The sequence below is a fragment of the Actinomyces procaprae genome (assembly GCF_004798665.1).
Classification (GTDB): Bacteria; Actinomycetota; Actinomycetes; order Actinomycetales; family Actinomycetaceae; genus Actinomyces; species Actinomyces procaprae.
In genome coordinates this window covers 1,898,580-1,919,442 of sequence record NZ_CP039292.1, presented here as the reverse complement: position 1 = coordinate 1,919,442, position 20,863 = coordinate 1,898,580, and the positions used below count along the sequence as shown (strand labels likewise).

Genomic DNA, 20,863 nt, shown 5'->3' with positions numbered 1-20,863 from the left:
GCGTTTATCACGTGTTTTTTCGCGGCGATGATGCGCCGGAAGTGCGTGGCGTCGCGTGATGGCGTGCGCGCCGGGTCGAGAGACTGCAGGCCGGCCACCTGACTTCAACCCCGAGCCAGTTGGGAGACTCGCTGGGTACTGACGCCCATGAGAGTGGCGATGTCGCGTAGCGGTAGGCCGTCGGCGCGCAACAGGGTGACGGCGCGGCGTGAGGCGGCTGCCGCGGCCGCACTGGCTTTTGCGGATGCTTGCGCTGCTGCCTTGTACTGTTCTACGGCGTCTACGTAGTTCGCGTTGCGTACCGTGTAGTGCACCTCGAAGTCGTCTGTGGGGCGCCCCGTCATGAGGACGGCGGCATCGGTGACCATCGGGACGACTTCATCGAGACGTCGCGCCTGGGTGGAGTACTCGTGGCCTTCAAGGGTGAAGTCGATCGCCCACCAACCCTCGCAGTACTGTGCCATGGCTTCAATTCTGGTCATCGTTTGCTCCTCCGTAAGATTGCCCGTGCGGTCATCTCGTTGATCTCCCGGTGGCGGGGGATGGGCTCGCTCCACGTCCCTATGGTTGCCTTGGTGTGCCTTCCGCCCTCGGTGAGTACAAGCTTCTGTCCCTTCTGACGGGCGACCTCCTCCAACTGCCGGATGAGATCTCTGCGCTTCATTATTCAATCCCCCTTTCGGCAAGTAGTCAAGAGGTGTTGTAGGCGGTTCCTTTCGACTCAAGTGTCCGCCAGGGGTACGACACGAATTCGGGCGCATTGCTGCCCTATGCCGGGAGCGGTCTGTGGGCGCGGCGATACGATGTCGGCGGACCGTGCAGGCTGCGGGTGGGCGCGCCCGGGCGGCCCGCATATTGACCTTGCTTGCCGCCGGACGTCCAGGAGGAGACCGTGCCTGACACCATGACCGCCCTGCTGCTCGACCGGCCAGCCGGGCCCGACGAGCTCTCCGCAGCCATGCGCCTGGGGCGGCTGCCCGTTCCCGAGCCCGGTCCCGGCCAGGTCCGGCTGCGCGTGGAGGCCTGCTCCCTGAACCCCGTGGACTGGAAGGTCGCTCGCGGCGGCAACCCGGCCTGGACCTGGCCCCACGTGCTCGGCCTCGACGTGGCCGGCACCGTCGACGCCCTCGGACCCGGCGTTGCCACTCCCGCCGAGGACGGCGCCACCGCGCTGCGCCCCGATCTCGCCGTCGGCGACACGGTCGCCCTGCACCACGACCTGCGGCGCCCCGGCGGCCTGGCCCAGTACGTCGTCGTCGACGCCCTCGCACTGGCGCACCTGCCGGACGCGGTCTCCGCCACCGACGCCGCCGCCCTGCCCTGCGCCGGCATGACCGCCTACCACGCCCTCACCCGCCGCCTGCGCCTGGCCGCCGGGCAGACCATTCTCATCACCGCCGGGGCCGGGGGAGTGGGCGGCTACGCCGTGCAGATCGCCCACCACCTGGGCGCCCGCGTCATCGCCACCGCCTCGCCCGATTAGGTGCGGGCCGTCCGCGCCCTCGGCGCCGACGAGGTCATCGACTACCGCGCCGCCGGCGATCCCGACGCCGTCGCCGCGGCGGCCCGCGCCCTCACTCCGCAGGGGCGTGGCGTAGACGCCGTGCTCGACACGCTCGACGGCGCCTCCGCCACCGCGAATCTGGGCGCGCTCGCCTTCAACGGCGCCCTGGCGTTCATCGGCGGGCGCCCCGATCTGTCTGCCATGCCGGGATTCACGATCTCGCCCTCGATCCACGAGGTCTCCCTCGGCGCCGCCTACTCCGCGGGCACCGCCCGCGACCGCGCGGACCTGGCGACCATGCTCACCGAGATGCTGGAACTGGTCGCCGCCGGGCGGCTCGACGCCCGCGTGGCCGAGACGGTGCCGCTTGACGCGGTGCCCGCCGCCTACGCCCAACTGGCTCGGGGGCACCAGGCCGGCAAGCTCGTGTGCGACGTGGCCGGGTCGGCGGTGGCGGCGGCCTCCTAAAGTCCGGCGGTAATGAGGACACCGCACGTATCCTTCGACTCGTCAATAGTTGCGCAGGGGGGGCGAGATGGGCACGCGAGGGCGTAGGCGGGCCGGAAGCCCGGACACCCGGCAGGCGATTCTAGAGGCGGCCCGCGCCGCCTTCGCCCGCGACGGCTACAACGCCTCGCTGCGAGGCATCGCCCGGGCGGCCGGCGTCGACCCCGCTCTGGTGCACCACTACTTCCCGGAGCGCTCGCACCTGTTCGTGGAGGCCGTCTATGACGGGCCGGACGGGCCCGCCATGGATCCTGCCGTTCTGGACGACGTCCGGCGCCTGCCCGCCTCCCGGCAGGGAACCGCCCTGGTGCGCCTGTTCGTGACCCAGTGGGACCGCATGGGGGCGGACCGCTTCGCCGCGGTGGTGCGCGCGGCGCTGGCCCACGAGGGCGTCGTCGCCCGCATCCGGGAGCTCGTGGTGGGCGCCCTGGTGACTCCGCTGGTCGAACGTGTGGCTCCCGATCGGGTCCGGCTGCGGTCCCAGCTGATCGCCGGACACCTGGTCGGGTTGGGCATGACGCGCTGGATCGCCCGCCTCGACGCCGTCGCCGCCGCGCAGCCGGATGAGCTCGCCGCCGCCGTCGGTCCGGTGATCCAGCACTACCTGACCGGTGACCTGGGCGAACCGAGCGGGGATTCCGCCGCGGAGGCGGACGAGCCCGAGGTGGAGGAGAGGCCCGGGAAGTAGCCCTTGGCCCTTGCTACAAGGTGAACGCCACGCTATATTCATCACATGATGAAAAACGGTTGGGACGCCGTGGCGGACCCACCTGCGACCGCCGGGGCGGCATCATCCCGGAGCGCCGTCTGCGTGCGCGGCCTGCGAGTCTCACGCGGCGGTCGCGAGATTCTCCACGGCCTCGACCTGGATCTGCGACCCGGTTCGATCACCGGCCTGCTCGGCCCCTCGGGCTGCGGCAAGACCACCCTGATGCGGGTGCTCGTCGGCGTGCAGCGCTACGCCGGCGAGGTCATGGTTCTGGGGGAGCGGCCGGGCGCGCCCGCCGTGCGCGGCCGGGTCGGCTACGTGACCCAGGCGGCGGCCGTGTACCGGGACCTGACCGCCCGCCAGAACCTGCGCTACTTTGCGGCGCTTGCCGGAGCCCGCGCCCGCAGCCTCGAGGAGGTGCTGGACGCCGTCGGGCTGACCGACCTGGCCGACCGGCGCGTGAGCACCTACTCCGGGGGTGAGGCCGGCCGGGTCTCGCTCGCCTGCGCCCTGGTGGCCGGGCCGGAGCTGCTGGTGCTCGACGAACCGACCGTCGGCCTGGACCCGCTGACCCGGGAGGGGCTGTGGGAGGCGTTCCGGGACCTGGCCGACGCGGGCGCGACCCTCCTGATCTCCAGCCACGTCATGGACGAGGCCCTTCGCTGCGACCGCGTGCTGCTCATGCGGGAGGGGCGCTTCCTGGCCTCCACCACCGCGACTGAGCTGCTGGCGCGCACCGGTGCCGATACGCTCGACACCGCCTTCCTGGACGTGGTCCGCCGGGCGGACGGGATGACGGCCGGCGCGGAGGCGGGTGCCGTCGCGGTCGGCCGGGACGGCGGGGAGGGGCGCCGGTGAACGCGCGCGCCTACGCCGCCACCGTCCGCCGGGTGCTGGCGCAGCTGGTGGCCGACCGGCGCACGCTCGGGCTGATCATGATCGTCCCCGCCGCGCTGCTGACCCTGCTGTACTTCGTCTATCTCGACTACCCGTATGGCGAGTCTCTGTTCAACCGGATCGCGGTGGCCATGATGGCGATTCTGCCGATGCTGGTGATGTTCCTGGTCACGAGCGTGGCCATGCTGCGTGAGCGCTCCTCGGGGACGCTGGAGCGGCTGTGGACCACGCCGCTGCACCGCGCCGACCTGCTGCTCGGCTATGCCACCGCCTTCACCGCCACCGCGGTCGGGCAGTCCCTGTTGCTGTGCGCGGTGGCGGCCTGGTGCCTGGGCGTGGAGATCGGCACCTCCTGGGCGTGGGTGGTGCTCACGGCGCTGGTGGTCGGCTTCCTGGGCGTGGCCCTGGGGCTGTTCGTCTCCGCCTTCGCCCGCAGCGAGTTCCAGGCCGTGCAGTTCTTCCCGGTGGTCATCGGCCCGCAGATCTTCCTGTGCGGACTGCTGGTGGCCCGCGACCAGCTGCCGCGCGCGCTGGAGCTGTGCAGCAACCTCCTGCCCATGAGCTGGGCCGTCGACGCCGTCGGCGAGCTGAGTGCGAATACGGCGCCGACCGCCGCCTTCGCCGCCGACCTCGGGCTCGTGGCCGGGGCGGGAGCGGTGATCCTCGCCGTCGCCGCCCTGACCGTGCCGCGGCGGGTGCGGTAAGGGCGGCGTGGGGGAAGGCAGGCGCGGGCGGCTGGCTATTGCTTGCGCATGTAGGCGATCGTGAACTCCCTGACCTGGCGGAAGTACTGCTGGCGCAGGCGCAGGTCGAGCCAGTCGGTGTCGAAGGGCTGGAACACGTCCAGCCCGCGCCCCAGCATGATGATCCAGCCGGTGTCGGTGGTGATCGAGCGGTCGTGGATCGTCTCGCTGAAGGAGTACTCGAAGCTGATGCCGGCGACGGCAGAGTTGGTACGGATCGTCTCCAGGTTCTCCTGCTGCCTGGGCACGTAGCGCGGCTCTTCATCGCGCTTCGTAGTCAGGTGGACGGTGATCTCATTGGTGGTGTCCGTGTACTTCGCGACGGTCTCAAGGAACTCCATCAGGTTGCGCGCCTGGTGGGGCTGACGAATGAACGGGTCGACGACTTCGATGCGGCTCGCTCCGCGCAGATACGGGCCGAAATAACGGTCGTAGGTGAAGCCGCGCCTGCCATCGGCGAACTCGAGGTGTTGTTCCTTAAGTTCAGAGCCCTGTGCCCGGGTGGTCGCATCCTCCGTCCCCTTTGCGTCGGCGGACGGCGAGGCCTCTCCTGTGTCTCCGGTGCCGGCCTCAGGTGACTGGGATGGCTCAGGCTCCCGGTGGTGGTACAGCTCCGGGTACTCGTCCTCCTCCAGGGTGGTCACCGTATGGGGCTGCCCGGCGTGGGTGTACTTGAAGCTGACCGCCGTCATAGTGTCATCAATGCGGATGAGCTGGTCCTTGACCCGCTTACGGCCTTCGAGCGCGATCCGCAGCAGAGTGCCGATCTCTTCGGGGCTGGCCTGCCCGGAGGGGTGTACGAGCTTCATCAGGCCGGAGAAGGTCTTGTGGATGCCGTCCCGGTCCCGAGTGGACAGGTCTTCCGACAGCGTGAAGTAGCGCTGGTAGCGGTCGGAGAAGTCGGTGTCGCGCAGGGAGCGGAGCACCTCGGCCAGGTAGTCGACGACGAATCCGTAGCCGGACGAGAACATCTCGCCGCGGATCTGCTCGAACTCCCATCCGGGCACGTAGCAGTGGATGCGGTCCAGGAAGGCGGGATCGTGGTACTGCTCGGGCAGCTCCTCGAATAGGTCGGAGTTCTTCAGCATGTAGGGCACGCTGTGGGAGGTGTTGCCGACGAACACCATTGAGGCCTCCGCGCCGAGCGTCTCGACGCCACGGGAGAAGGACTTGTTGGCCATGTAGTTCTTCATGATGTCGACCAGCGCCCGGTCGGCCCGCTTCTTCTTGCCAGCGAACTCGTCGAAGGCGACGCAGTCCCAGTAACCCACTAGGCCGATCCGCCCGGAGGCGTTGTTCACGAAGAGTTTCGGCACTGTCACCTCACCCCCGGAGATCAGCATGCCGTGCGGTGAGAACTCGGAGTAGATGTGCGACTTACCGGTCCCCTTGGGACCAAGCTCCACCAGGTTGTAGTTCCGCTCAACGAAGGGGATCAGGCGTACCAGGTGAAGGAGCTTGGCCCGAGGGCCGAACATGGCGGGGTTGAAGCCTATGGACTGGATGAGCAGGTCGATCCACTCCTCGGTGCTGAACTGCTCGCGGGTGGTGGTGTAGGAATCCAGGTCCAGGCGCGAGAGCTGGATGGGCTTGAGTGAGTGCAGCCGCCAGGGAACGTCCTTCGGGTCGCCCGAGTAGGCGTAGACGATGTCGCAGATGCACCAGACCCCGCCGGTCAGGAGCTTGGGGTGGTTGCGCACGGTCTCGGCGCCGATCTCCACTTTGCTGATGCCCAGGTTGGAGAACTCGGCCTCATAGATGTCCAGTTTCTCGTTGAGGGAGACGGAGACCTTATCGATGACGCGGTGGCGCCCCTTCTCCCGGATACGCGACTGGATGAGGCGGTTCTCGCCCCGGTGCACGTAATGGTCCCGGAGGATGCGTCTGACCTGCTCAATGCCGGAGCGAATGGTGGCGTCGTCGTCCGTGGCTGCGTACTGGCCCAGCAGGTATTCCAGCACGTAGGTGGGCACGATAGCGTTGCCCTTGACGGCCTTGACGAGGTCCTTGCGCACGACGACGCCGGGGAATGCTGCCGCGATCTTGCGGTCCAGCGGCGTGGGATCGGGGCGCTGAGCCTGGTCGGTCGGCTTCGGCTCAGTGGGCTCCGGCTCGGTAGGCTGCGGGGTGGTCATGCTTGCATCCTAGAAGTCGAAGTCGGCTCCGAAGTCGCTGGTGAAGGTGCGGGACAGGGTGAAACGGGCCTTGTCCCCGTAGGGACGGCGCTCCGAGCCGACCGGTTCGGCCAGCCGTAGTTCCACGGTCTTACCGTTGAAGGTATCCGCGTCCCTGATCAATACCAGGGTGACTGGGAAGAACCGGTCCCGGGCCTCCGCGGAGTCCTGAGAGCAGTCCACCGTGACCTCGTCGGAGATCAATGTGTCGCCTGCGTACAGGCCTGCGATGAGACGGCGTGGCTTGACCTTCTCGCTGACCGGCTCTTGCTGGAACAGCATGACGGTGATCTGCCCGGTGGTGATCCTGTTCGTCTCGGCGACGATCTTGACGGGCGTCTGATGAGTGTCCGAGGAACGCCGCTTGTTGACGGCGATGACGGGCACCACGACCTCCTGAAGAGAAGCCCCGCCGTGCACGAAGCGCGTGCCGGAGCCCGCCGTACGGATGCGGTGAATGGATCCGGGCACCTGCGCCTCGATATCCCCGGACATCCGGAGCTGGTTGGGGGAGTAGGTGATGAACGCGGCGTCCCGCTTGAGACCGCGCCCCAGCACGAAGCGGTGGTTCACATGCAGTAGGGCGTCACCATGTGGCTTGACCGACAGGTAGTCCTGCTCCTCCAGGCGGCTCTCCTGGTAGAGGAAGCCGTGATCGGCGGTGATGAGGATGTTGTTGACGTTGGCGTTCGCCAGTTTCTTGACGAGCCTGATCAGGTCTGCGATGGCGTCTTCACAGGCACGGAAGGTGTCCGGCTCGGTGGTCTGCTTGTCTCCGGTGGCGTCGATCTGGTTGTGGTAGACGTAGAGCAGCCGGTGGGTCTTGATGAGTTCCCGGGTTTCACCGGGCTTTAGGCTCAAGAGCTGATTGGCCTGGATCGCGGTGCCGCCCATGGGCGCGAGCAGCTTGGCCCGGTTCTCGGTTCCTCCGCTGGGCGCGCCGTCAACCTCAACCGATCCGTCGTCGGCGTCGGCGAATGCCAGCGACTCATGTGGCAGCAGCGCAGCCATGCCGAGCTGGGTGTAGGACGGCAGGGCCGAGAGCATGGCGGACAGTCGGGCCGTAAAGCGGTCCTCCTGGCTAATGCGTCGGCCCAGTTCCTCACCCACTTCGTAGCGCAGTGCGTCGGAGACAATGACGACGACTTTCTTGCCCTTGTCCAGCCAAGGCCGACTGACCTGCTCGGTGAAGAAGGACGTGGCCGAGGGGACCGATTCGATCTGCCAGCGCTCCATGCCGGCGACTTGCTTGCGCCAGGTCTGTCCGAGGGGAGTCAGGAAGTCATTGATGTAGGCGGCTTCGACCGTCGCCTTCAGGGCGTCGAGGGGGGAGTCCGGCTCATAGAGGTTGAGGTGTCGGTTGAACTGCCGGTAGGCCTGGTCGATGGCGAACCACTGCTGGGTGTAGTGGTCGAAGCCCTCCTGTGGGGAGGAGGCGTTCCAGGAGCCGGAGTCGATACGCGTCAGCAGAGCTGACGCCGCGCTGACGGCCCCATAGCCGTGCTCGAACTCGCTGTACCACGGCAGAGAGGTGCGACCGTGCACTGCGTTTTGCACTTCCATGTCCGCGAGGGCGTGTTCTTGCACCTGCCGTGCCAGACGGCGGACGAGTTCCTGGTCCACCAGGGGGAATGTCTTCCGACCCAGCAGCTCGGGTAGGGAGAGGTCGGCCACCTGCTCGGCGATGCCGAGTAGCTCTGCCGCGCGATCGGCCAGGACCCGGTAGGTGGGGGCGAAGCTGAAGTCGTTGTGCCAGGTGCTGAAGTCGCGGCGGATATTGGCGTACTGATCGGCGCCCAAGTCCGGCTCGGTGGGGGAGAACTGCTCCCATGCCCGGTTGAACAGCCACGCCACGAAGTCATCGACGCTGGGTGCTTCGTCGGGGGCGTAACCGTAGATGTCGCGCGTACCCTCCCAATGAAAGTCGGCCAGTCCCAGGCGGGTTATCTCATCAATGCCGTCCGACTTTCCTTCTGCGTTCTCCTTCAGCAGCTTCCGCCAGAGCGCCTCCAGTGAGCGCTCATCGGTGCCCAGCACGACGGCGATCATGGAGGCAGTGATGGCAGTAGCGTCGTCGCTCGGACGCAGTCGCGGTTTGAGCTCCTCACGGCGTCGCTTACTGTCGAAGAATCGCGGGTACTGCTCGACGACGCGGCGCAGCGCCGGACCGCCCCCAAGCTCCTGCGTAAGGAGTGAGTCGTGGTCCGCGGTGAAGGTCCCGTAAGCGAGTTCCATGTCCTTGAGCCAGTTGTCCGTCACGGTCTCCGGCGTATCTGGCTGGCGGTGGCGGTAGAGCAGGAACTTGGTCTTCGGCTCGGTGACCAGTACCCGGCGCTTGATGGCGAACTCATTGCTCTCGACCTGCAACACGGTGACGTCGGGCAGGTTGAGGTCATCGAGAGAGTCGCCGTACCTGCCTTCCGGGTCCGACCAGATGACGATCCGTCCGGCTTCCCCGGGGCGGTCGAAGCGCTCGCGAAGCTGACGCTGGATGGCTGACATGGCGTTCATTCGGCGTCTCCTGTGAGGGTGCGCAGGTAGGCGCGGCCGGCGTCGGTGATCCGGTAGCGCTGGTGTCCGCTGGTTGGCCTGTCGGGAATGGTCCGCTCAACGAGTCCTGCATCGATCAGTGGTATTACGTGACGACGGAATGCGCGCGTCTGGTTGATGATGCCCAGCCGTTCCATGATCTCTGCCCTGCTTGCTGGAGCTGACTCCACTAGACGGAGGACAGCCAACTCACTAGGAGTCGGCGTGGCGGGCGGTGTGTTCGCTGAGCCGACTTGGTGTCTTAGTGCCTCATCTTGGTGCCTTGGTGCTTTGACTTGGTGCTTCGACTTGGTGAGTCACTCGGTTCGCTTGGAGCACCGCCATCCGCGCCCGACTTGCTCGCCTGTTCACTGACCTTGGCCGGATCGTGGCTGGGCACGTAGATCGTGACCCGCACGCGGTCCTGGATCTCCTCAATAACGGGCTCGGGCAGACCGGCCTCGGCCACCTGCTCGAAGACGCGCTGAACGCCGGTGCCCCACTGCTCCATGATCCCGGCCTCGCGGAAGATGCGCGCGAGGGCGGGGTTACGCAGGCGGGACACACGCCGCATCGAGTCAATGGTCATGCCTGGCAGCAGCAGGCCGGGGCTGTCTACTTGGATGCGGTCATCGTAGAAGCCGATGCGGATCGGGGTTCCGCGTTCCGCATAGGAGGCGTGGACGAGGGCGTTGACGATCACCTCGCGGATCGGCTCGATGGGGATCGAGTAGACATCCCGGCGCCGGACCTCGCCGAAGACCGCGGTCTTGTAGGCGTGTTTGAGCAGGAACTCCACGGCGGGGTCGACGGCCAGCGGCATAGGGCCGTGGATCTCGGTCTGGTCGAAGATGTCAGTGCCGTGCGGGCCGCGCAGGCGCCCGCACTGGACCCAGCGGAGGGCAGGAAGCGGATAAGGTCAGGGCAGACGGCGAGGATGCCCGCATTGGTGGGGACGATCTGGTCACCCTGTTTGGCAGCAAGACCGAGTGCCAGGAGGTCGTCGACGGACGTGTCGCGTCCGCGCGGATCGGAAAGGACCTGCAGATCCAGGTCTTCCAATGTGGCGCGCGGTTCGGGGAGGTCTTCGAAGGCGATGCCGCGGGCGTTGCGTTCGAGCTCGGCCACCAGCGCCGGGTCCGCCTGCCGAGTGGTGGAGCCGAGGCGCACGTAGACGCCGGCCTCGGCGCCCTGGCGTGTGATGTAGTGAGGTCGGCGAGTACTAAGCGGCACGTCAACAACGAGCACCGTCTTGTCTGCCAGCGTCACCAGATCGATCGCGGGCCTCACTGCCGCTGAACAGCGGGGCAACCCAGGCTGATCCGGACAGGGCCGGCAGGTGCGGCGCTGCCACCGGTCTCGGGACGTAACCTTCATCGGTTTCGGCGGACCTGGGCTGATAGGCGCCGGGGCCGGGTGAGAGTTCAACAAGACAGGCATTACCCACATCGGGAAGGCGGACTAACGTGAAACCGTGTGGATTCTCCTGGCCTGCGGCTCCGCCCTGTTCGCGGGACTGACCTCCATCCTGGCCAAGCTCGGGGTACGCACCACGGACTCCACGCTCGCCACGGCGCTGCGCACTCCGGTGATCCTCCTCGGTGCCTGGGCCATGACCCTGCTCAGTGGCTCTATCCGCGTCCTGCCGCACATAAGTGCGACCGGGCTGGGCTGGATGGTGCTATCCGGCCTGGCGACCGGCGCCTCGTGGCTGTGCTACTTCCGCGCCCTGCAACTGGGCGGCGTCTCCCGGGTGGTGCCCGTGGACAAGCTGAGCACGGTTATCACCGTCGTGCTCGCAGCCCTGCTGCTAGGTGAGTCGGTGCGAGCGCTGGGCTGGATCGGCCTGCTGCTGATAACAGCCGGCACAGCGCTCATGCTCGACCCGGCGGATATGCGCGCCCTCCCGACTTCTATCGCCACCGGTCTGCGCCCGGGCGGTAGCTGGCTGCCATACGCCTGCGGCTCCGCCTTCTTCGCCGCTCTGACCGCAATCCTCGGCAAGCTCGGTGTGGCCGACATTCCGTCCGACCTGGCCACCGCGATCCGCACCGTGGTGGTGCTGGTCATGGCCTGGGGCATGGTCGGTATCAGCACCCGCGGCGGCGCGCGTCCGCCGATCGTGCGCTCCGAACTGGCGTGGGTGCTTGCCTCCGGCCTGGCCACCTGCGCCTCCTGGCTGTGCTACTTCGGTGCCCTTGCGGCGGGGCCCGCCAGCGTGGTAGTCCCGATCGACAAGCTGAGCGTAGTAGTGGCGGTCGGCTTCTCCATGCTCGTGCTGAGGGAGCGGCTCGGCCGAAGGTATCTGGGCGGACTTCTCCTGCTCGTCGTCGGCACGCTGGTGATGACCGTGGCCTGATTAGCGGTTCTGGCCTCTGGCGCGCCACATCGACCGACCTCGGTGCGTAAGATCTACCGACCTCGGTGCGTAAGATCTACCGACCTCGGTGCGTAAGATCTACCGATTTCGGTGGTGGGGATGACACCGTTCAGCACGAACGCGGCCTGTACCGTCCGGGTCCGGCCGGTAGCATGGGCTTCAAGATGACGAATTCGCCCATCACACCAGTAGCCGCGACCGCGGCGACCACCTCCGCCCCAGCTGGTACAACCAGCACACCCGCCAATGCGGCCGGTGCCGCTCCGGCCGACGTCACCCGCAGCCTGGCCCTGCCCGACGACCTCGCCCCCGTCGCCCTGCTCGGCGCCCGCGACGAGGTGCTGCGCGCCGTCGAGCGCGGCTTCCCCGACGTGTCCGTACACGTGCGCGGCACCACCGTGACCGTGACCGGCCCCGCCGCCCGGGTGGACGTGGTGGTCGTGCTGCTGTCCGAACTGATCGACGTCGCCCGCGCCGGCACGCCCCTGACCGCCGACGCCGTCGACCGCGCCATCGGCCTGCTGGATACCTCCGCCCGCCCCGCCGAGGTCCTCACCGACGAGGTCCTGGCCACCCACGGGCGCTCCATCCGCCCCAAGTCGCTCGGTCAGAAGGCCTACACCGACGCCATCGAGAACTCCACCATCACCTTCGGCATCGGCCCGGCCGGCACCGGCAAGACGTACCTGGCCATGGCCAAGGCCGTCGACGCCCTGGTCCGCAAGCAGGTCTCCCGCATCATCCTCACCCGCCCCGCGGTGGAGGCGGGGGAGAACCTCGGCTTCCTGCCCGGCACCCTCACCGACAAGATCGACCCCTACCTGCGGCCCCTGTACGACGCCCTGCACGACATGCTCGACGCCGAGGCCCTGCCGCAGCTGATCGCCGCCGGCACCATCGAGGTGGCCCCCCTGGCCTACATGCGCGGACGCACCCTCAATGACGCCTTCATCATCCTGGACGAGGCCCAGAACACCAGCCCCGAGCAGATGAAGATGTTCCTCACCCGCCTCGGCTTCGGCTCCAAGATGGTGATCACCGGGGACATCTCCCAGATCGACCTGCCCGGCGGCCGCCCCTCCGGGCTGCGCGTGGTGCGCCGCATCCTCGACGGCCTGGAGGACATCACCTTCTGCGAGCTGACCGCCGCCGACGTGGTGCGCCACCGGCTCGTCGGCCAGATCGTCGACGCCTACGCCCGCTACGACGCCGCCCACGCCGACACCGCCGGTGCGGATCCGGCCACCCGCCGCGGTGGACCCCGCCGCCGCACCCCCTCCGAATTCCGAGACAGGAACCGCCCATGACTACCGAGGTCATCAACGAGACCACCACCAAGATCGACGCCGCCGAGTTCGCCGCCCTGGCCGACTACGTGCTGGCCGCCATGCACGTCAGCCCCCTGGCCGAACTCAACATCCTGTTCATTGACCCCGAGCCCATGGCCGAGCTGCACGTGCGCTGGTTGGACCTGGAGGGTCCCACGGACGTCATGAGCTTCCCCATGGACGAGCTGCGCCCCGGCACCGCCGAGAACGAGACGCCGCCGGGCACCCTGGGTGACGTGGTGCTGTGCCCGCAGGTCGCCGCCAAACAGGCCCTGGAGGCCGGGCACTCAGCCGCGGAGGAGATGCTGCTGCTGACCGTCCACGGCATCCTGCACCTGCTCGGCTATGACCACGCCGAGCCGGAGGAGAAGCAGGAGATGTTCGACCTCCAGCGCACCCTGCTGCTCACCTTCCTGGCGGAGCGGGGCAAGTGACCGCCGCTCCCACAGTCCTGCTGCTGGCCGGGGCGGTGATCGTCCTCGGCTTCGGGATGGTGCTGTCGGCGGGGGAGGGGGCCCTGGCCCGCATGACCCGGGCCGCGGCGGAGGACCTCGTGGAGGCCGGCCGGCGCGGTGCCGGACGGGTTGCGGCCCTGACCAACCGGCGCGAGCAGGTGCTCGGCACCCTCGCCGGACTGCGCGCCGGCGTCGACATGCTGGCCGCGATCCTGGTGACTCTGGGAGTGGCCGGCCGCTTCGAGCAGTGGTGGCAGGTCCTGCTGGTGGCGATCGCCCTCAACCTGGTGCTGCTCGGCCTGTTGGTCGGCGTCTCCCCACGCTCGGCAGGCCGCCGCAACCCCGGCGCCACCCTGCTGGCGCTCGCCGGCGTGCTGGAGCGCGTCGACGCGCTCGGCGCGCCCTGGCGCTGGCTTGAAAGCCGATTCGGGCACGCCTCCACGCTCACCGACGCTGAGATGCGCGCCGAAGTCACCGAGGACCTGCGCGAGATGATCGACGAGATCGGTGACTCCGAGACCATCGAGGACGAGGACCGCGAGATGCTGCGCAGCGTGGTCGAACTCGGCCAGACGCTCGTGCGTGAGGTCATGGTGCCCCGCACCGACATGGTCACTATCGACGAGGACAAGCCCGCATCCGCCGGCCTGCGCCTGTTCATCCGCTCCGGCTACTCCCGCGTGCCCGTGATCGGGGAGGACGCCGACGACGTGCGCGGCATCCTCTACCTCAAGGACGTCCTGCGGCGCCTGTCCGACCACCCCGAGCACGGAGAGCGCCCGGTGGTTTCCTTCGTGCGCGAGGCCGTCTACGTGCCCGAGACCAAACTAGCCGACGACCTGCTGCGGGAAATGCAGCTCGGGCACTTCCACATCGCCCTGGCCGTGGACGAGTACGGCGGCATCGCCGGCCTGGTGACCCTCGAGGACCTGCTGGAGGAGGTCGTCGGCGAACTCACCGACGAGCACGACCACGCCGAGCCGATCGCCGAAGACCTCGGGGCGGGCACCTTCCGCGTGCCCGTGCGCCTCGGCCTGGACGCCCTCGGCGAGCTGTTCGACCTGGAGATTGAGGACGACGACGTCGACACCGCCGGCGGGCTCCTCACCAAGGCCATCGGCCGGGTACCACTTCCCGGGGCCAGCGGCGACGTGCAGGGCATCCACCTGGTGGCCGAGGAGAGCGCCGGGCGACGCCGCCAGGTCGCCACCCTGCTGGCTTCCCGCAGCGATGCCGGCACCAACGCACCCACACCCGGAACCACCGACCGAGCCACCGAGCATTTCGAAGAATCCGACCAGTGAGGCACCAGCGATGACCAACATGACCGACGCCGACGGCTTCCCCATCCTGCCCGACGAGCCGGACGCCGACGACCCCACCCGCGCACCCATCACCGTCCCCGACTATCCCGAGGACTTCCGCGCCGGCTTCGTCTGCCTGCTCGGCCGCCCCAACACCGGCAAGTCCACCCTGACCAACGCGCTGGTGGGCCAGAAGATCGCCATCACCTCCGGTCGCCCCGAAACCACCCGCCACAACGTGCGCGGCGTCGTCAGCCGTCCCGGCTCTCAGCTGGTGCTGGTGGACACCCCCGGCTTCCACCGCCCCCGCACCCTGCTCGGCCAACGCCTGAACGACCTGGTGCGTGAGACTCTCGCGGGCGTGGATGTCGTCGCCTTCTGCATCCCGGCCGGAGACAGAATCGGCCCCGGCGACCGGCTCATCGCCCGAGAACTGGCCGACCTGCGCAAGCCCGTCGTCGCCGTCGTCACCAAGACCGACACCGTTTCCCGCGCCAAACTGGCCGAGCAGCTGCTCGCCGTCGACCAGCTCGGACAGTGGGCGGACATCGTGCCCGTATCCGCAGTCAAGGGGGAGCAGGTCGACGTCCTGGAAGAGGTCCTCACCTCCCACCTGCCGCCATCCCCACCGCTGTACCCCACCGACTCCGTCACCGACGAGCCCCAGGCCGTCATGGTCGGCGAACTCGTCCGCGAAGCCGCCCTGGAGCGGCTGCGGGACGAGCTGCCGCACTCACTGGCCGTCGTCGTCGACGAGATCGTCGACCCCACGACCCAGGACGCGGGCCGCGTCAAGGGCACCGGCAACCGGCTGCAGGTGCGCGTCAGCCTCCTGGTGGAGCGCGACTCCCAGAAGGCCATCGTGATCGGGCGGGGCGGCGCCAACCTCAAGGCCATCGGCTCCGAGGCACGCCGCGGCATCCAGGAGCTGCTGGGCCGCAAGGTCTACCTCGACCTGCACGTACGCACCGTCAAGGACTGGCAGTCCGATCCGAAGGCACTCGCCAGGCTCGGATTCTGAAGCCGCACGCACATGCCCCCGCTCCCCGACTCCCGCAACCGGCCAGAGCGCCCGGCGCGCCGTGACCGGCCCAAACAGGTCCTGGCCCGCCGAGCCGGCCCCAGGCGGCAGCCCGCACGCATCACCGCCGCCGAACTGCGCTCCGGCTGGACCTGGTTGCGTGAATTCCCCCGCCGCGCCTGGACCCTGCTCTCCTTGCTGTGGCGCACCGAACGGCGTCGCACTCTGATCGTGCTGGCGGCCGCCGTCGGCGTGGCGGTGCTCCTCGGGTGGCTCGGCACGGGCGGCCGGGAGATCTGGGAGTTCATGCTGACCGTCGGCCTGGGCGCCCTCGTGCTCGCGGTCTCCACCGACCACCGCACCATCGGCGGCGTGGTGGTCGCCGTCCTCGGCCTCAGCCTGATCGGCACCTTCGCCGGCCCCCGCTGGAACCCCCAGCCGCTGACCGACTCCCTGGCCCCATCCACCACCGACACCAGCATCGGCGGGAACATTGCCACCGCCGCCGTCGGCACCTACGAGGTGGAGACCACCACCATCACCATCACCCAGGCCGACGGCGAGGAGGTGCCCGCACTGCTACGCCGTCCCGTCGGGGCTGAGGAGGACACGCCCGGCGTCGTCTTCATGCACGGGGCGGGCACCCACTCCATCTGGGGTTTCACCGAACAGGCCGAGGCCCTCACCTCCACCGGCGTCACCACGCTCGTGCCCTCCAAACCCATGGAGAACTACTCCACAACCGACCGGGACTACCTGTCCATGGCCGCCGACTACCAGCGCAGCCTCGACTACCTGGTCGCCCTGGACGGCGTGGACAGCGAAGACGTCGGCATCTACGGGGAGTCCGAGGGCGCCATCCCCGGCGTGGTGCTGACTGCGCAGGACGACCGCGTCGCCTTCCTCATTCTGGCCAGCGCCCCCGTGGTGCGGCTGCGCGAACAGGCCGCGCTGGCCGTGGACAGCTACATGCGCAACGTCGGCGTGCCGCAGGCCATGCTCGACCTGATTCCGCGCGTGCTCGGCAGCGCGGAGATCCCCGGCGGCGGCTTCGAGTACGCCGACTTCGACTCCGTGTCCTACCTGGAGACCATCACCGTTCCCATCCTCATGATGTACGGCACCGCCGACGCCTCCATGCCCCTGGTGCAGGGCCCCAGCACCGTGTGGGAGGCACTGCAGGCCTCCGACAACGACCAGCTCACCGTCCGCTACTACGACGGCGCCAACCACGGTCTCAAGCTCGGCATCACCACCGATGGTTCTCTTGCCCCGGGGGTCACCCGTGACCTGTCCCGCTGGGTGGTCGGCCTGCCGGAGACCGCCGCCGCCGAGCCCCACGTAGCGGGCGCCACCCCAACCCAGGCCTACTGGGCGCAGCGGCCCGACTCCACCCGCTGGTACGCCTCCGGGGACCTCATGCTGGCCACATTCGTCATCGGCTTCGGACTGATGGCGGCGGCGGGGCTGGGCTGGCTGCTCGGACAGGGGCCGCGGCTGCGGGGCCGGCGCGGCCTGCACCTGCCGGACCCGATCGGCCGTTGGGCCGTGTCCCTGTGCGTGAGCGTCATCGTCGCCTGGGCGCTGTACATCGTCTACATCCTCGGCGTGGCATCCCTGGCAACCAGCTACCACACCAACTACCTGTTCTCCTACGGCGGCTGGGTGGTGGTCCAGCTGGTTGCGGTGGTAGCCGTGGTTATCCTGGTCAAACTGACCTACCGCGCCCGGCTCATGCGCGCCGCCGCCCACGCGGCCAACCAGGAGCGCGGCGAGAAGGGCCGCTGGCTCACCGTGCCGGCGGCGGCCGTGTTCACTGCGGCGCTGACCGGAGCCGTCGTGCTGCTGGTGGCCATCGCCTACTGGGGCCTGTTCCCCATGCTGGTGTGAGTCATCGGGAGGGTGAAGGCAGGCCGTGAGAGCCCTGAGCTTGATCGCCGTCGCGTGTCGGCTGCACCGCTCGACGCGGGGCGCTGCGCTACTACGGATTCGGGCCGGCGGACTTCCTCGCGCTGTACGCAGTCATGTCCCTGCCGCTGACGGCGTTGGAGGCTGTGTGTGGAACGTTAGTACTGGACTTTCCGGGCTGGTCCGAACCGGGCCGCTTCGGGCTGCTGTTGGCGGCGTGGACGGTGACGACGGCGCTGGGGGCGGTTGCCGCGGACTGGCTTGGACGCGTCGGCATTGCACCCGGGCTCCCAATGACGCGGCTAAAGCTGCGGATCGGTGCCAGGCTGCGGAGCCGTGTCTCTTCGCTGTGCGTGGTCTACCTGTGCTCGGCCTCCTGGTTGCCGACGATTCTGGTGGCAGCTGTGGGCGTGGTGAGCGCATACGCGCTGGGACGCTTCGGTCAGTCGGTCTTCGTTGGCGTGTTCGTCGCGGGTGCCTACCTGGCTGCGACGGTGATCGGCGTTCTCGCCGAGGTCGATGACACGCCTTCAGCCCGCTATGCCAGGAGCCGTTACGCCATCGCCGACGCGGAGCTACGGCGCGCCAAGCTCGCGCTGGCGCTGCCGCTACTGGTTGCCGAATGCCTGGCGGCTAGCTCGCTCGGCATGGTCGCCGGGGCCCGCATCGATGTCGTCCACCTGCTGATGTGTCTGGTATACCTGCCGCTACTGGCGATTGCGCTGGCCGACGCCGCCACCGCCTACACCCGGCGGCATCGCATGCTGCCCGCCGCGGAACTGGGCGGGGCACTGCTCGCCCTGGTTCCGGGGCTGCCCCTGGCGGTGCTCTTGGCCGCCGCCCACCTACTGCGCAGGAGCGAACATGCTTGAAGTCATTGACGTACAGCGTCGGTACCGCGGCGGGCGCGGCACCGGGCCGCTGACCCTGGAGGTGGCAGCGGGGGAGGTGCTCGGCGTCGTCGGCCCCAACGGGGCGGGCAAGACCACGCTCTTCGGCGCCCTGTGCGGGGTGAGCGACTTCCAGTCCGGCACCGTCCGCCTGGACGGACGCGAGCTGGGCCGGCGCCTGCCCGCCGAGGCCTGTGGCTTCCTGCCCGAGCAAAGTCGGCTGTTCCCACAGCTCACCGCCCGTCAGGCGTGCCGCTTCGAGGCCGCCATGCGCCGCCTGGACCTGGACGACACTGCGCTGGAGGGGCAGCTGGACCGCTTCGGCTGCGCCGACTTCCTCGACACCGAGGTACGGCACCTGTCCCAGGGAATGATCCGCCGCCTGGGGATCGCCTGCGCCTTCCTCGGTGGCCCTCGGGTGGTGGTGCTGGACGAGCCGCTGAACGGGCTCGACGTGGAGGGCGTGCTGCTGTTCCGACGCGCCCTGGCCGACTACCTGGACGGCGGCGGCATCGCGCTGATGTCCAGCCACATCCTCAGCGTGCTCGACGAGGTCTGCCAGCGGGTGGTGCTGCTCAAGGACGGGCTGGTGGCCGCTACCGTAGACGTGCGCGAAGGCGGCGCCGAACGGGCCTACCTGGACGCCTTCGGCGTCGTCGGCGGATCCAGCGGGTCATAGGGCCAAGCGAAACCGCCTACCGGGGCGTCCCGATCCGTAGGGCGGCGATGAACTCCTGGTAGAGACCATCGCGCTCCAATAGCTCCGCGTGCGTGCCCTCATCGCGCACCCTTCCGTCCTCCAGGACGATGATGCGGTCGGCGTCGATTACGGTGGACAGGCGGTGGGCGATGGTGACCACGGTCCCCGCCTGTGCCAGTTGGAGGATCGCCCTTTGGATCGCGGCCTCGCTAATACCGTCCAGCTGGGCGGTGGCCTCATCGAGCAGTACCAGGTCGGGGGAACGCAGCAGTGCGCGCGCAATGGCGAGCCGCTGCCTCTCCCCGCCGGACAGGCTGGTGGCGGCCACCTGCGCGTCGATCCCCTCGGGCAACTGACGCACGCGGTCCGCCAGGCCGACTGCGTCGAGCGCCTGCCACACCTCCGCATCGTCGGCATCCGGATGCCGGTAGTGAACGTTGTCTCGGATGGTGCCCGGAATGACCGGTGTCTCCTGCTCCACATAGGAGATCCGCGAGCGGACCTGATCGATGCTGAGACGGTTGTAGGGGACGCCGTCGAGCTCAAGGCTTCCGGAAGTCGGTTCAAGGAAGCGCAGGAGCAGGGAGAACACCGTCGTCTTGCCCGCACCGGAGGGACCCACCAGGGCCACGTGGCCGGTGTGGGGGATCTCCAGGCTGACTCCGCTCAGGGCCGGCTGCTTCGCGTCGGCGTACTGGGCGACGACGTCTCGCAGTGCGATCCGGGGCGAGTATTCCGCATCGGCGACGTCGGTGGCGCCGCCCGGAACCGCGTGCAGATCCTCGAGTTCCAGATGCTGGGTCTCACGAATGCGTCCGGCCGCCGCGATGCCGGACTGCAGCTGGGTGAAGGCCATGGTCAGGTTGCTGATCGGAGTCACGAGGTTGAAGGCGTACAGCAGGAACGCGACGAGCGTGGAGACGGCCAGTGCCCCGGTACTCACCCGCCAGGCCCCGAAACCGAGGATGGCGATGATCCCCAGCTGCAGTCCGCCGCCGGCGACTACCCCGGTCATGGCCGAGATCCACACCGAGCGGATCGCGAACTTGGCCGCGGTCTGCGCCCGGTCCTGCGAGGCGGCTACTTCCCGGTCCTCGGCGCGTGAGGCCTTGACGGTGCGCAGGGCGCGCATACCGGACTCGAGCGAGCCGCCGAGCTCGCCCAGCGAGTCCTGGGCGCGCTTGTCTGCCTCGCCGATCATGGGCATCAGGACGATCAACGGGACGGCGATGACCATGAGGGTGATGAGCGTGGCGATGAGCAGGGGCACGTCTAGGACCGCCATGAGCGCGATGGTGCCGACCAGTGCCACCGCTCCGTCCACCAGCTGAGTGACGGAACTGGTGGTCGCCTCCCGCAGCAGCACCGTATCGCTGGTGACACGGGTGACCAGTTCGCCGGTGCGGATGCGCTGCACCTGCTGCAGTTTGGCGCGGAAGAACCGGCTGATGAGGGAGCGGCGCGCATCCAGCACGATGTTCTCCGCCAGCTGCCCCAGCACCACGTACTGCGCGAAGCTAGCAATCGCCCCCACCACGAACAAAGCCACCAGCAGCCCCACCGGGTGCAGCAGGTCGACGCCCGTTCCCAGGGTGTCCAGGACCCACTTGGTCACCATGGGGGTGGCCAGCGAGCTGGCGGTTCCCGCCAGTCCGAGCACGACCCCGATGGCCAGCACCTTCCGGTGCGGCTTGATGTACTGCCACAGGACACGTATGCGCTCCCGGTTCTCCTCGCGCGTCGCCATGAGGTCAATGAAAGCTCAAGTCTCATGGGGTGCAGGTGAGGTTAGCCCAACAGCTGAATGCCTTATC

The 20,863-nt window shown here is 68.5% G+C and carries 19 protein-coding genes; 13 read left to right on the top strand and 6 right to left on the bottom strand.

The features are described 5' to 3' along the window. Nucleotides 1-104: 104 nt before the first annotated feature. Nucleotides 105-482 carry a hypothetical protein gene (locus E4J16_RS07710; protein ID WP_136313689.1) on the bottom strand — a complete coding sequence of 126 codons (378 nt, stop codon included), beginning with the start codon at nt 480-482 and terminating at the stop codon, nt 105-107. A 410-nt stretch (nt 483-892) separates the two neighbouring features. On the opposite strand from E4J16_RS07710, the gene E4J16_RS07700 reads away from it, so the two are divergent. From E4J16_RS07700 to E4J16_RS07680, 5 genes are all read left to right on the top strand, one after another. Continuing rightward, nucleotides 893-1,483, top strand: a complete 591-nt coding sequence (locus E4J16_RS07700; protein ID WP_136313688.1) for an alcohol dehydrogenase catalytic domain-containing protein — start codon at nt 893-895, stop codon at nt 1,481-1,483. Continuing rightward, nucleotides 1,484-1,972 (top strand): zinc-binding dehydrogenase, encoded by a 489-nt coding sequence (locus E4J16_RS07695; RefSeq protein ID WP_136313687.1) that lies wholly within the window; start codon nt 1,484-1,486, stop codon nt 1,970-1,972. Nucleotides 1,973-2,039: 67 nt separating this feature from the next. Further along, nucleotides 2,040-2,699 (top strand): TetR/AcrR family transcriptional regulator, encoded by a 660-nt coding sequence (locus E4J16_RS07690; RefSeq protein ID WP_136313686.1) that lies wholly within the window; start codon nt 2,040-2,042, stop codon nt 2,697-2,699. Between the two features lie 45 nt (nt 2,700-2,744). After that, nucleotides 2,745-3,578: an ABC transporter ATP-binding protein gene (locus E4J16_RS07685; protein ID WP_240038063.1), complete on the top strand. Its 834-nt coding sequence runs from the start codon at nt 2,745-2,747 to the stop codon at nt 3,576-3,578. Then, nucleotides 3,575-4,321: an ABC transporter permease gene (locus E4J16_RS07680; RefSeq protein WP_136313685.1), complete on the top strand. Its 747-nt coding sequence runs from the start codon at nt 3,575-3,577 to the stop codon at nt 4,319-4,321. Before E4J16_RS07685 ends, E4J16_RS07680 begins: the two co-directional genes overlap by 4 nt. 35 nt (nt 4,322-4,356) lie before the next feature. On the opposite strand, the gene brxL is transcribed toward E4J16_RS07680, so the two are convergent. The 4 genes from brxL to E4J16_RS15710 form a co-directional block, all read right to left on the bottom strand. Beyond that, nucleotides 4,357-6,495: a BREX system Lon protease-like protein BrxL gene (gene brxL / locus E4J16_RS07675; RefSeq protein ID WP_136313684.1), complete on the bottom strand. Its 2,139-nt coding sequence runs from the start codon at nt 6,493-6,495 to the stop codon at nt 4,357-4,359. Nucleotides 6,496-6,504: 9 nt separating this feature from the next. Then, nucleotides 6,505-9,045: a BREX-1 system phosphatase PglZ type A gene (pglZ, locus tag E4J16_RS07670; RefSeq protein WP_136313683.1), complete on the bottom strand. Its 2,541-nt coding sequence runs from the start codon at nt 9,043-9,045 to the stop codon at nt 6,505-6,507. Continuing rightward, nucleotides 9,042-9,254 (bottom strand): Fic family protein, encoded by a 213-nt coding sequence (locus E4J16_RS15715; RefSeq protein ID WP_240038062.1) that lies wholly within the window; start codon nt 9,252-9,254, stop codon nt 9,042-9,044. The genes pglZ and E4J16_RS15715 overlap by 4 nt, the downstream gene beginning before the upstream one ends. Before the next feature lie 71 nt (nt 9,255-9,325). After that, on the bottom strand, nt 9,326-9,886 hold the full coding sequence (locus E4J16_RS15710) for an ATP-binding protein (RefSeq protein ID WP_240038061.1): 561 nt from the start codon (nt 9,884-9,886) through the stop codon (nt 9,326-9,328). Between the two features lie 651 nt (nt 9,887-10,537). Between E4J16_RS15710 and E4J16_RS07660 the strand changes: the two genes are divergently transcribed. From E4J16_RS07660 to E4J16_RS07625, 8 genes are all read left to right on the top strand, one after another. Further along, nucleotides 10,538-11,422 (top strand): EamA family transporter, encoded by an 885-nt coding sequence (locus tag E4J16_RS07660; RefSeq protein ID WP_136313682.1) that lies wholly within the window; start codon nt 10,538-10,540, stop codon nt 11,420-11,422. A gap of 185 nt (nt 11,423-11,607) precedes the next feature. Further along, a complete protein-coding gene (locus E4J16_RS07655; protein WP_136313681.1) occupies nt 11,608-12,750 on the top strand; it encodes a PhoH family protein in 1,143 nt (380 codons plus the stop codon). Continuing rightward, on the top strand, nt 12,747-13,205 hold the full coding sequence (ybeY, locus tag E4J16_RS07650) for an rRNA maturation RNase YbeY (RefSeq protein WP_136193207.1): 459 nt from the start codon (nt 12,747-12,749) through the stop codon (nt 13,203-13,205). Before E4J16_RS07655 ends, ybeY begins: the two co-directional genes overlap by 4 nt. After that, nucleotides 13,202-14,530 (top strand): hemolysin family protein, encoded by a 1,329-nt coding sequence (locus E4J16_RS07645; RefSeq protein ID WP_136313680.1) that lies wholly within the window; start codon nt 13,202-13,204, stop codon nt 14,528-14,530. Before ybeY ends, E4J16_RS07645 begins: the two co-directional genes overlap by 4 nt. Before the next feature lie 10 nt (nt 14,531-14,540). Continuing rightward, nucleotides 14,541-15,551 (top strand): GTPase Era, encoded by a 1,011-nt coding sequence (gene era / locus E4J16_RS07640; protein ID WP_420809303.1) that lies wholly within the window; start codon nt 14,541-14,543, stop codon nt 15,549-15,551. A 12-nt stretch (nt 15,552-15,563) separates the two neighbouring features. After that, nucleotides 15,564-17,441, top strand: coding sequence for an alpha/beta hydrolase family protein (locus E4J16_RS07635; RefSeq protein ID WP_240038060.1), 1,878 nt, complete (start codon nt 15,564-15,566; stop codon nt 17,439-17,441). Between the two features lie 134 nt (nt 17,442-17,575). Further along, on the top strand, nt 17,576-18,331 hold the full coding sequence (locus E4J16_RS07630; RefSeq protein ID WP_136313678.1) for a hypothetical protein: 756 nt from the start codon (nt 17,576-17,578) through the stop codon (nt 18,329-18,331). Further along, nucleotides 18,324-19,028 (top strand): ABC transporter ATP-binding protein, encoded by a 705-nt coding sequence (locus E4J16_RS07625; RefSeq protein WP_136313677.1) that lies wholly within the window; start codon nt 18,324-18,326, stop codon nt 19,026-19,028. The genes E4J16_RS07630 and E4J16_RS07625 overlap by 8 nt, the downstream gene beginning before the upstream one ends. 16 nt (nt 19,029-19,044) lie before the next feature. Here E4J16_RS07625 and E4J16_RS07620 read toward each other — a convergent pair whose 3' ends face one another. Then, nucleotides 19,045-20,796, bottom strand: a complete 1,752-nt coding sequence (locus tag E4J16_RS07620; RefSeq protein ID WP_136313676.1) for an ABC transporter ATP-binding protein — start codon at nt 20,794-20,796, stop codon at nt 19,045-19,047. Nucleotides 20,797-20,863 lie beyond the last annotated feature (67 nt).